Source organism: Vibrio sp. 10N.286.52.F8 (assembly GCF_041468745.1).
Taxonomy (GTDB): Bacteria; Pseudomonadota; Gammaproteobacteria; order Enterobacterales; family Vibrionaceae; genus Vibrio; species Vibrio crassostreae_C.
The window spans coordinates 135,483-147,529 of the sequence record NZ_JBFRJF010000007.1 but is presented as its reverse complement, the minus strand read 5'-3'; the positions used below and the strand labels follow the sequence as shown (position 1 = coordinate 147,529).

Annotated in this window: 9 protein-coding genes; 4 read left to right on the top strand and 5 right to left on the bottom strand. The window is 45.6% G+C overall.

Annotated features, from left to right (window positions below):
• Window positions 1–43: 43 nt before the first annotated feature.
• The 4 genes from AB4133_RS02925 to AB4133_RS02910 form a co-directional block, all read right to left on the bottom strand.
• Window positions 44–589 carry a GNAT family N-acetyltransferase gene (locus tag AB4133_RS02925; protein WP_372223925.1) on the bottom strand — a complete coding sequence of 182 codons (546 nt, stop codon included), beginning with the start codon at window positions 587–589 and terminating at the stop codon, window positions 44–46.
• Window positions 590–726: 137 nt separating this feature from the next.
• Window positions 727–1,494, bottom strand: a complete 768-nt coding sequence (locus AB4133_RS02920) for a peptidoglycan binding protein CsiV (RefSeq protein ID WP_065584352.1) — start codon at window positions 1,492–1,494, stop codon at window positions 727–729.
• A gap of 63 nt (window positions 1,495–1,557) precedes the next feature.
• Window positions 1,558–5,019, bottom strand: coding sequence for a transcription-repair coupling factor (gene mfd, locus AB4133_RS02915; protein ID WP_372223923.1), 3,462 nt, complete (start codon window positions 5,017–5,019; stop codon window positions 1,558–1,560).
• A 6-nt stretch (window positions 5,020–5,025) separates the two neighbouring features.
• Window positions 5,026–5,595 (bottom strand): PilZ domain-containing protein, encoded by a 570-nt coding sequence (locus AB4133_RS02910; protein WP_372223921.1) that lies wholly within the window; start codon window positions 5,593–5,595, stop codon window positions 5,026–5,028.
• 227 nt (window positions 5,596–5,822) lie between these two features.
• Between AB4133_RS02910 and lolC the strand changes: the two genes are divergently transcribed.
• Genes lolC through lolE form a run of 3 tightly spaced genes read left to right on the top strand, consistent with a single transcriptional unit; the run spans window position 5,823 to window position 8,961 of the window.
• Window positions 5,823–7,031, top strand: coding sequence for a lipoprotein-releasing ABC transporter permease subunit LolC (gene lolC / locus AB4133_RS02905; RefSeq protein ID WP_372223919.1), 1,209 nt, complete (start codon window positions 5,823–5,825; stop codon window positions 7,029–7,031).
• On the top strand, window positions 7,024–7,716 hold the full coding sequence (gene lolD / locus AB4133_RS02900; protein ID WP_017060230.1) for a lipoprotein-releasing ABC transporter ATP-binding protein LolD: 693 nt from the start codon (window positions 7,024–7,026) through the stop codon (window positions 7,714–7,716). Before lolC ends, lolD begins: the two co-directional genes overlap by 8 nt.
• On the top strand, window positions 7,717–8,961 hold the full coding sequence (gene lolE / locus AB4133_RS02895; protein ID WP_017072111.1) for a lipoprotein-releasing ABC transporter permease subunit LolE: 1,245 nt from the start codon (window positions 7,717–7,719) through the stop codon (window positions 8,959–8,961).
• A gap of 205 nt (window positions 8,962–9,166) precedes the next feature.
• Here the strand turns inward: lolE and AB4133_RS02890 are convergent, their stop codons facing one another.
• Window positions 9,167–9,679, bottom strand: coding sequence for a DUF2062 domain-containing protein (locus AB4133_RS02890; RefSeq protein ID WP_017060232.1), 513 nt, complete (start codon window positions 9,677–9,679; stop codon window positions 9,167–9,169).
• 17 nt (window positions 9,680–9,696) lie between these two features.
• Here AB4133_RS02890 and AB4133_RS02885 point away from each other — a divergent pair, with 17 nt between their 5' ends.
• The gene (locus AB4133_RS02885; RefSeq protein WP_372223917.1) at window positions 9,697–12,027 is read left to right on the top strand and encodes a DNA internalization-related competence protein ComEC/Rec2; all 2,331 of its coding nucleotides are present in this window, start codon (window positions 9,697–9,699) and stop codon (window positions 12,025–12,027) included.
• Window positions 12,028–12,047: the final 20 nt, after the last annotated feature.

Genomic DNA, 12,047 nt, shown 5'->3' with positions numbered 1-12,047 from the left:
TGTCGATTATGGATTATCGCAGGTGTTGAACTCATTTCTGCTGTTAAGACGTTGGAGGTAGCACAGAATAAACCACGCCATCTTTCGGCTTACCGTTAAACAGAAATCGATTCTGGGCAATGGTTTCTCGCTCAGCGCCACACTTCTCGATCAACTTTTGGCTGGGTAGGTTCTCGGTATCGCAGACAATCTCCAAACGCGTTAACTTGAGTTGCGCGAAACAAAATTCAAATAGGGCGAGCATTGCTTCTTTGGCGATCCCTCTCCTTTGAAAGTCATCACCGACCCAATAACCTAAACTCGCCATATTAAAGGTGTGGTAAAGCTCATTAATGGCAACCATACCGACTAACTTATCGCTTTTTCGTTCAAAGATGCCAAAGCCAAACGCATCGGCTTTGACCCAGTTTAAGCGAGTCGCCAGAATAAATTTCTCGGCTTCGACGATAGAAAACTCGCTATGACACCAGTCGACCCATGGCAACAAGCTAGGGGAGGACTTAACCAGCTGAGAAAATTCTTGAGCATCTGAGGCCTCAATGATTTTAAGGCTAAGATTTTGTGTATTGATCTGAAATTCAGGGCTCATAGGACGTACCAAGTAACGTGTAAGTACTGAACAAAGAGAGTCAGTACAGAATAAAGATAGATAGCACTTAATAAAACGCCCTCACTTGGAGGGCGGATTGAATTATTTGTATAATTATAGCCGAATCGGCAAGTAACTTACTGCGCTACACGTCTAACTTGAATCACCATTCCAAGAAGTGGGTGGTCAAGGTAGTGAGTTTCTGTACTACGCATACGACGTTTTTGGTCCATGCGGTAGCTCTTAAGGAACTCTTGGACTTCAACCGTCGGAGAAATTTCAGTTAGGTTGCCCACTTGGACGTTGCTTTCTGCGCCACTTACTGGTGAATCTAGCTCAATTTGTTGCTCTTGTAGAGTCACTTCACGAACGCTTGGCGCTTTTAAGTCCAAGGTCGTTTCAGCGTATAGGTAGTGCTGAACGTAGATTTGCAGCTTGCCGTCTAATTCGTATAGTGGCTTATCAATGGTCTCTTCTTGGAACCCATCAGCGCTGCCTGCAGTGATTGTGCCTTTTTCAGATCCATCAGCATTAAATTGTTTAGAGAAATCTTTACCTGCTTGAATATGGAAAACAGGGGCAGAGCTCTTACCTTGGTCGCCTTGACGCCAAGCGGTATGCATCAGAACTTCAAAGCCAGCGTGTTTACGTAGCTTGTCTTTCTGAGGCGTTAACTTGTATTCCGAGTAAGGTAGCATTTGAACGCCTTTCTTTGCTCGGTATTGGGTATCTTGAAATGAACCAACGCGCTCAAGTGAAATCTTAGGCTGTGTATTTGGCCAAGATTCGTTCACCTTTTCTGCATCAACAGCGCGCTTAAAAATGATCACTTCTATATCAAATTGTCTCTGCGCCAAACTTGGCAGCGAGACGAACAATAGTAGCAGTGGGATCAGTCTTTTCATTTTTACTCCGTCTTCCAGCCGAATTACCGGCTGGATAATTTATATGTGCAAGTGGATTGGGTCTTATGCTGAAGGCAGCAAGTTTTGTCTGAATTCGCCCAATAAATCACTAACAAATTGAATTCGTTTCCGTCTGTCGACCAATGGTATCGTAAACTTGAACTTTGTTGGTCCTTCCATTGAAAACTTTTGCGGTTGAGATTGCAACAGTTTAACAAGGTAGGCCGGGTTTATGTCAGCATCCGGGTAGAATTCTAAGAATCCACCCTTATCGTGGGCTTCAATTTTCTTGGCTTTGATAGACGCTGCGGCTAATTTTAGCTCAGAAACTGACAACAAGTTCTTGGTTGCATCAGGCAGAAGGCCGAAGCGATCAATCAGCTCGACTTTCAACTCTGCCAATTCGTCGGTGTCACTCACACTCGCAATACGTTTGTATGTTGATAAACGCGTGTTGATGTCTGGAATATAGTCGTCTGGCAATAGTGCTGGCAGACGCATCTCAATTTCAGTTTGTTCACGCAATAGATCATCAAGCGAAGGCTCTCGACCTTCCTTCAACGCTTCAACCGCTTGTTCAAGCATCTCCATGTACAAGGTGAAACCAACCGACTGGATTTGACCACTCTGTTCATCACCCAACAGCTCACCCGCACCACGAATCTCTAAATCGTGAGTTGCTAGGGTAAAGCCTGCGCCCAAGTCTTCGAGCGAAGCAATCGCATCCAATCGCTTGATCGCATCTTTGGTCATTGCTTTAGGGTGTGGCGTTAACAAGTAAGCATAAGCTTGGTGGTGCGAACGACCTACACGACCACGTAATTGGTGCAGCTGTGCTAAACCAAGGTTATCGGCTCTGTCCATCAAGATGGTATTTGCCGTTGGTACGTCGATACCGGTTTCAATGATGGTTGTACACACCAGTAAGTTGAAGCGCTGGTGGTAGAAGTCATTCATGATGCGTTCCAGTTCGCGCTCTCGCATCTGGCCATGAGCTACAGTCACGCGCGCCTCTGGAATCAGCTTTTGCAATGACTCTGCTGTTTTCTCAATCGTGTCGACTTGGTTGTGTAGGAAGTAAACCTGGCCACCACGCATGATTTCACGCAGCACCGCTTCTCTGACGATGGCATCATCACTCTCGCGAACGAAGGTTTTAATTGCCAAGCGTCGTGCGGGTGGTGTAGCGATGATCGAAAGGTCACGCATGCCACTCATTGCCATGTTCAGCGTTCGCGGGATCGGTGTCGCAGTAAGCGTTAGAATATCGACATCGGCACGCATCGCTTTCACTTTCTCTTTCTGACGCACACCAAATCTGTGTTCTTCATCGACAACCAGCAAGCCAAGGTCTTTAAACTTAATATCACTCGAAAGTAGCTTGTGAGTACCCACTAAGATATCGACCTTACCGTCGGCGACATCTTGCATGATCAACTTCTGCTCTTTAGCTGATTTGAATCGGGATAGAACCTCAACACGAATCGGCAAGTTGGCGAAACGGTCACGGAAGTTCTCGAAGTGTTGCTGAGCAAGTAGGGTAGTAGGAACTAACACCGCCACTTGTTTACTGTTATCCGTACAAACGAATGCTGCGCGCATTGCGACTTCTGTTTTACCAAAACCAACATCACCACACACTAAGCGGTCCATGGCTTTTGCTTGGCACATATCCGACATAACGGCATTGATGGCCATTGCTTGGTCATCCGTTTCTTCAAATGGGAAGCCAGATTTGAAGGTTGCGTATTGCCCGCGATCTAAAACAAATTTATAGCCAGGTTTAAGCTCACGCTTGGCGTAAACATCCAGCAGCTCTGCAGCAACGTCACGTACTTTTTCAGCGGCACGCTTACGCGCTTTTTGCCACGCCTCACCACCTAGTTTGTGTAGCGGTGCAGACTCTTCGGCGCCACCAGAGTAACGTCCAATAAGGTTCAAAGACGCAACGGGTACGTACAACTTGGCATCGTTTTGATACTCAAGGGTTACGTATTCGGTTTTCATACCACCGGCTTCGAGAGTCTGTAGGCCGATGTAGCGACCTATACCATGGTCAATGTGTACAACAGGCTGACCTGGTTTAAGTTCGGCTAAGTGACGAATGACAGTGTCGCTGTTAACACTTTTTTTGTCTTTCTTACGGCGCTGAACAACGCGATCACCCAACAGGTCGCTTTCACAGATAAGGGCGATGTTTTGCTCTTCATGGATAAAACCGTGTTCAGCAGAGCCAAGGATGAGGCTGAACTTGTCTTTGCCTTTAATTGAGGCATCGAGGTTTTCAACTTCGCTTGGTCGTACTTTAATACCACGAAGCAGTTCACTCAGCGCTTCACGACGACCTTCTGATTCAACCGAAAAGACCACTTTTCCTTCGAAGGCTTCAGTGAACTTTCTTAGGTTTGCGAGTGGTTCTTTATTCTGATGTTGAACGCTGAGATCAGGCAGAGACACAACCGGAAGGTTGGTACGTCCGGCTTTTTCTTCAATTGAATCTAAGCTCAGATTGACCTGTGGTTTTTGTTTGAAATGTGCGAACAGTTCGTCTTTTTGTAGCCAAAGTTGTTCAGGTTTCAGCAGTGGTCGTAACGGGTCAACACCGCGTTGTTCGTATCGATGAGAAACGTCTGTTAGGAATGAATCTACCGCGGTCTCGACATCACCTAGAACGAGGATTTGCGCTTCATCGGCAACATAATCAAACAAGGTTTCAGTATGGTCGAAGAATAGCGGCTGCCAGTATTCAATACCTGCGGGCCAAGTGCCTTTTGAAACCTGCATATAAACCGATTCTGGTTCACGGCGCGCATCAAACTGTTGGCGCCAGCGAATTCGGAAATCTTCAATAGCACTTTCAGAGGTTGGGAACTCGTGAGCTGGCAGCAAACGGATCTCAGAGATGTCTTCAATAGAGCGCTGATTTTCAGGATCGAAAGTACGGATGGTGTCGATCTCGTCATCGAAGAAGTCGATACGATACGGGTCTTTGCTGCCCATTGGGAACAAGTCGAGAATTGAACCTCGACTCGCATACTCACCTGGGCCAAACACTTGGTCTACATAACGATAGCCAGACTTTTCAAGTTGAAGACGCAGCTTCTCAAGCGAGTACAGATCACCCGTTTTCACCATTAAGGTGTGCTGCAACAAGAAGTCACGTGGCGACTGACGTTGTAGTAGCGTGCTGATCGGAACGATCGTGATGCCATCTTTTAACGTTGGCAATGCATAAAGGCGAGCGATACGGTCAGAAATGATCTCTTGGTGCGGTGAGAAGCTATCGTATGGCAGAGTCTCCCAATCAGGGAATAGTGCCACTTCATGTGACGTAAACTGTTCAATTTCTGATTGAAGCTTGAGTGCGATTTGAGGATCGGGCACTGCAAGTAAAGTATGGCTGTTATGCTGCTCCGCAAGTCTAGCGATAGCAAGCGCGAGAGATGAACCAACTAGGTTACCGATGTGTTTTTTATCACCGGCACCTTTGAGCTTAGGTAGTGTAAAAATGGATTGTTTTGTCATGTCTATTTACTTGTTATCTCGTTCTAGAGAGCGTTGACGTAAGAGCTTTTGTTGTTGATGAAGCGCAGCTTTGATCAACAAGTCTTGGTCAGTATCACGAAGATGAGCATATTTGAATTTGATTTCGAAACCTGAATCTTTAGGTTCACTAGCGAAGACTTCCGCGTAGCAATAAATGGCTGCAGCTGGGTGCTCTAGAAAAAGTTTGGCTTTTACTAAGCGACCCGGTTCGATGTCTGCTTTTGAAAAGCAGGAAAACTGACTCGCACCAAATGAATAGGTGTGAGTGCGAAATTTCTCATCATCTTGCTGCGATAACATAAAGCTCAACAAGAGGTTTAATTTTGAGTTTTGTGCATCCAATAAACTGGTGACATTCTTCAAGTCGCTGTTTTTCAGTTCCGCTCGAGCGCTGTCAGCTAACAGATCCAATTGGCTAAATTCACTTGCCACCACAAATGGTGCTGGGATCTCAGATTCGAATTGAATTTGAGAAGGTAAAGTGAAGCCGCTGTCCATTGGTTCAATATTAGCGGTAAGGCTATGGTGAACGGTGAAAAACTCTTGTTCTGTCATGCGTTAGTTCCTTGAAGTGATCTATTGATTATCGCTATGTGGCCGCAGTAATCAAGGTCAGTTAATTGAAAGTCTCAAATAGTTGTTTGAAATTTGGCTATTTGACAAGGTTCTGTTTTTCAAGCCTAACTAATTGAGTTAATTCACTCTATATTTTCAATTAACCCCTACACAGTAACAGCAATACCCGTTACATTAACCCGCATCCCCTTTAGATGGTTCAAAGTATGTTTCATCCTATTTCGTTGTTTGTTGGCCTACGCTATTTGAAAGGCCGTTCAGGTGATCGCTTTAGCCGTTTTGTTTCTTATATGTCGACGGCAGGTATCACCATTGGTGTGCTGTCTTTGGTTACTGTTTTATCGGTAATGAATGGATTCGAAGCGCAGTTAAAAGATCGAATTCTTGGTGTTCTTCCTCAAGCGGTGGTTTATGAGCAAGGTGGCACCACCTCTCTTTCTGCCCAAGCGCCTAATTTTGCAGAGCAAATCTCGCTTAATGGTCACGTTGAACCGATTGTCCGCAGTGAGGCGGTGATTCAGAGTCCGGCTCAGTTATCTGCGGGGCTATTAATCGGTATTGAACCTAATTCAGATGACCCTCTTCAAAACCACTTGATTGCGGGCAGATTGTCTTCACTTAAAGCGGGCCAGTATCAGCTATTTCTTGGTCACACCTTGGCGAGAAATTTGAAGGTATCTATGGGTGACAAAGTTCGCCTGATGGTGACCAGCGCGAGCCAGTACACCCCGTTAGGTCGTATTCCAAGCCAACGTAATTTCACCGTAGCTGGTATCTTTAATACGGGCTCGGATATTGATGCCCAACTTATGGTGACGGATATCCAAGCTGCTGGGCGTTTGATGCGTTATAAGTCAGACACCATTTCAGGTTGGCGACTGTTTTTTGAAGACCCATTTGAAGTCGCGGAACTATCGAACCAACCCTTACCTGATGGATGGTTGTGGAGCGATTGGCGTGACCAACGTGGCGAGCTGTTCCAAGCGGTTCGTATGGAGAAAAACATGATGGGCCTAATGCTTGGTCTGATCATCGGGGTTGCTGCATTTAATATTATCTCTGCGCTGATTATGGTGGTGATGGAGAAACAATCTGAGGTCGCGATACTTAAAACTCAGGGCATGACTGACGGCCAAGTGATGGGCATCTTTATGGTTCAGGGCGCGAGTAGTGGCGTGATTGGCGCACTATCCGGCGGCGCACTAGGTGTTGTTCTGGCAATGAACCTTAACCCGATTTTAGAAGCGATGGGTGTTGCTCTATTCTCGTTTGGTGGTCAGTTACCTATTTTGATTAACCCAATTCAAATCGCTGTTGTTGTGGTTCTGGCTATTGCACTTAGCCTGATTGCCACTGTATTCCCTTCTTATCGTGCATCGTCTGTGAAACCTGCTGAGGCCCTTCGTTATGAGTAATTTTCTTCAATGTAATGATATCCGTAAAACGTACCGTGAAGGCTCGTTAGATACTGAGGTGCTCAAGGGAGTCAGCTTTGACATCGAAAAGGGTGAGCTAGTAGCAATCATCGGTACCTCTGGCTCGGGCAAAAGTACCTTACTGCATATCTTAGGCGCATTAGACGATGCTTCTGCGGGCAGTGTGAGTTTTCTTGGTCAAGATTTAGCATCTTTGAGTTCGAATAAGCAGGCGAAGCTTCGCAACCAGCATCTTGGCTTTGTGTATCAGTTCCATCATCTTCTATCTGACTTTTCAGCTTTAGAAAACGTGGCGATGCCGTTATTGATTGGCGGCGAAAAGCCCGCTAAAGCAAAGCAAGAAGCACAACGTTTGTTGGACAAAGTTGGATTGAGTCACCGCGTGGACCACCGACCTTCAGAGCTTTCTGGTGGCGAGAGGCAACGTGTGGCGATTGCTCGTGCATTGGTGAATAAGCCTGCGCTAGTGCTGGCGGATGAACCAACCGGTAACCTTGACCATAACACCGCACTGTCTATTTACGACTTAATGCGTGAACTGAACCGTGAATACGATACTGCCTTTTTGGTCGTGACTCACGATGGTGAACTTGCCGGTAAGATGGATCGCCAACTTCACATGCAAGATGGTTTACTGGTCAACGTAGAAAAAGAGGAGAGCTAAGTGTTTTCCTCTTTATCTCTATTGATAGGCGGCCGATTTAGCCGTGCGAAACAACGAGACAAGATGGTGTCGTTCATCTCATTGTCTTCGACGATTGGTATTGCGGTTGGTGTCGCGGTGATCATTATCGGCTTATCTGCGATGAATGGCTTTGAGCGAGAGCTTCAATCACGAGTACTTTCTGTCATTCCTCATGGTGAATTTGAAGGCGTGAATGAGCCTGTGACTCGTTGGGAGCACGTGATTGAGGAGTCGGTTAAGCACGATAAAGTCGTTGCTGCTGCGCCTTATGTAAAAATTACAGCGCTTGCTGAAAAGGGCAAAGAGCTCAAAGCAATTGAAGTTCGCGGTGTTGATCCACAACTTGAACAACAGGTATCAAGTCTATCGAGTTTTATCGATAAACAAGCTTGGAGCGAGTTTAAGGCAGGACAACAACAGATCATTCTGGGCTCTGGTGTAGCGAATGTGTTGGGTGCGAAAGTGGGTGATTACCTGACTTTGATGATTCCAACGGTAAACGGTTCTGTGAAGGTTCAGGCGCCAAAGCGTGTTCGAGTGAAAGTGGTTGGCTTGCTGACGCTTAATGGCCAGATTGACCACAGCTTGGCTCTGATTCCGATTGGTGATGCTCAGGTCTACGCCAACTTAGGTGAGGCGGTAACTGGAGTCTCTTTAAAAGTGACCGATGTGCTGAACGCGAACTCTATTGTGCGTGAAGTGGGCAATCAGCTTGATGTGTATGTGTATCTACGAAGCTGGCAGCAGAAGTTTGGTTTCTTGTATCGAGATATCCAACTCGTTCGTACCATCATGTATCTGGTGATGGTACTGGTTATTGGTGTGGCTTGTTTCAATATTGTCTCGACGCTAATGATGGCAGTAAAAGACAGAGCATCAGAGATCGCGATTTTAAGAACCATGGGTGCATCAGACGGCCTTGTGAAGCGCATCTTTGTTTGGCAGGGCGTATTCTCAGGCGTGTTAGGCAGTTTAGTGGGCAGTGCAATAGGTGTGCTAGTCGCTCTTAATCTCACGACACTAATCAAAGGACTTGAAAAGTTGGTCGATCACCAGTTCTTGTCCGGTGATATCTATTTTGTCGACTTCTTGCCATCACAACTTGATATGACGGATGTTGTTGTGGTTTCCGGCACTGCGATTGTGCTGAGTTTACTGGCGACATGGTACCCAGCATCACGCGCGGCGAAGTTGAATCCAGCCTCAGTGCTGAGTTCTAAATAGCATTCGCCTAAATAACAGGCCGTCAGTTTTCAGTCGATACAAAAAAGGATCCCAGTGGGATCCTTTTTTATTGAATTCAATTCGTGTTCTTTACGACTTTCGTTACATGCCAATCTTGCAGAGGTAAGTAGCTCATCCGATTTTAACTTGTGTACGTTTTAAGTGAAGCGCATACAAGGTTAGATTGAATAACAAGAAATGGCGTTCAGTGCCTTGCTTGTCGCTTCTTCCAACTTCTTACTACTGAGTAGCGCCATAAACCGCGAATACCAAAGTAGCCAATCATTGCTGAAACCACGCCACAAATCAGACAACCCAATAAGAACGGAGGCCCTATAGTGCTCATTTGCGCCAATATGAAGTCCCAAGACAATTCGAAATGGAAGGCTTGCGGTGGCACATGCATAACAAACGCCCCGACTTTATAAGCAAAGTAGAAGAGGACAGGCATGGTAACCGGGTTACTGATCCAAACAAGTGCGACAGCTAAAGGCAGGTTAACGCCACATGCGACAGCAAGGCCTGCAGACATAATCATTTGACTTGGTAGAGGGACAAACGCCATGAATAACCCAACAGCAAACGCGCCAGCCGCAGAGCGACGATTAAGGCACCATAAGTTGGGGTTGTACAAAACATTGCCAAAAACTTTCAATGCTTTCTGACGCTTGATTAGATCATGGTCAGGCATAAATCGTTTGATAAACTTTCTTGGCATAGGAGGAAGCTACTCTCTTGTTTAACACTTGGTTCTTGATTTCATTTGCTGCGACAGTTGTGTCTGCCAGCTTCTGGCCTGTGATGCCACATTGGGTTTGGGCACCATTGATGCTGTTGTTACAGCTAGCACCAACAAAGTATAGCGTTTTCCGGAGTGCAAGAGGTCCAGTAACAGCATTGATACTAGTTATCTGCCTAGGGAATGCGATTGAAATACAAACGAGTCGCTTATTCCAATCAGGGCAGAATACTACCATAAATGCGTCGGTTGTTAGCCTTTTTAGTGAAAATAGCCACGGTTTTGAAAGCGTAATAGTAGTCAGATCAATTGGCGGAGAAAAATTAATCTTTCCTCAATTGATAAAATTGCGTTTGTTTACTCCTTTCAAGCTAACGCTTGGAGATGATGTCTATTTATCGGCCTCAATAAAGCCGATATGGGGCAAACTCAACGAAGCCGGCTTTGACCGAGAAAAGTACTTGTTTAGTGCTGGCGTGGTTGCCAATGCAACTTACAGAGCAGATACCAAGTACCGAATTCATTCTAGCACCAACTTACGCGCCCAATGGTTTGAAGCCAGCCTTGAAAGGTTAAGTCTGCTGGCAAATCAAGATCTCATTATCGCTTTGAGTTTTGGATATCGAGACCTTATTCCGCCTCAGCGGTGGGATATGCTTAAAAGCAGTGGCCTGATTCACTTGATGGCTATTTCGGGGCTGCATATTGGGATTGCCTTTGGTATCGGCTATCAGATTGGCAAGATACTAAGGTTACTTTCCCCTTCATTTCTTTGGTTACCTACAATATTCGGGCTCGGCTTGGCGTATTTCTATAGTTGGTTTGCTGGATTCACGCTGCCAACTTTGAGAGCTTTGGTGATGTGCGTTATCGCGAGTTATTTCTTGTGGCGTGGGCAAAATATCAGTTTGCTTCGGTATGTTACTTTAAGTGTGTGCGTGGTTCTGCTGATTTGGCCGTTTTCAGCTTTGTCGAGCAGTTTTTGGTTGTCCTTTGGTGCATTGGGCGCTGTTTTCTATATCGCCTGTAATACTCAGCGCTCAGCTTCAAGCTTTACATTTATCGACTACGCACTCCAACTTATTAAGCTTCAACTGATGCTGACATTCCTTATCGCGCCTTCCTCGATGTTGTTTTTCAAAGGAGTCAGTTTAGTCTCTGTTTTCTACAACTTGTTCCTTTTGCCTTGGGTATCGATGGTGACGATCCCGCTGTTGTTTCTGGCAATGTTTCTAAGCTTAATATCGGAGTCAGTGTCTGGCGTGGTTGGTATAACAGCGCTAGACAATGATTTGGTCAGTCAGCTGTGGAAGTTAGTCGACTTATCGCTTGAGCCTCTCGTATTTAGTCTTCCTTTCTCTGAGCGATTTTGGATCCAAGTCGATAATCAGACGATTGCATTATCAGTATTCCTTATCTTGTTTTTGAGCTTTGTTAGTCGGTATTTCAAGCGAACATTATCGATATTGGTAACTGCAGTGTTTGTGCTGTGGTGGGAGTTCAGCAAACCCCAGCAAGACAAACTAACTATTGATATCTTGGATGTTGGGCATGGGTTGTCTTTGGTCTTGGAAAAGAACAATCAGATTGTTGTTTATGATCTTGGCAATGCGTGGCCAGGAGGCTCGGTTGTTGAGTCTTTGTTGATTCCTACTTTGAATCAGCGGGGGATTTATGAATTAGAAGGCGTGATTGTGAGTCATTTCGATTCTGACCATGCTGGTGGTTATCCGGCATTACTTGAGAACTATACGCCAAAGTGGATAAGAACCAGTCAGAACATTATTCAAGAACGCCAATCTATCACTCAAGCCCCGTCTAATATTCAAACATGTACTATTGGAGAGGTTTGGAACTGGCAAGATGTTGTTTTTGAGGTGTTGTGGCCGCCTAAGCAAGTAAAGAGGGCGTATAACCCACATTCGTGTGTGGTCAAGATCTCAGATCATAGTGCTGATTTCTCAATGTTGCTCACTGGTGATATTGAACTGGTAAGTGAGTGGTTACTTGCTCGTGAAGGAGAACAGCTAAGGAGTGATGTTATGTTGGTTCCGCATCATGGCAGCGATTCGTCATCGATTAAGTCGTTTATTGAGGCGGTGTCTCCTCAGCTGGCGATAGCTTCTCTTGCCAAAGGCAACCAGTGGGGAATGCCGAGTGAGTTTGTTATTGAACGTTATCAGGAAGCGGGGAGTACTTGGCTAGATACTGGAGAAAGCGGACAAATAACCATCACTCTTAGCAAAGAAGGTTGGCAATATCATGCGATTAGAGAACAACAAGGCGGGCAGTGGTATAGGCAGATGCTCCGTAAGGGAGTAGAATAGATAGATTATTGTGAGAAAAT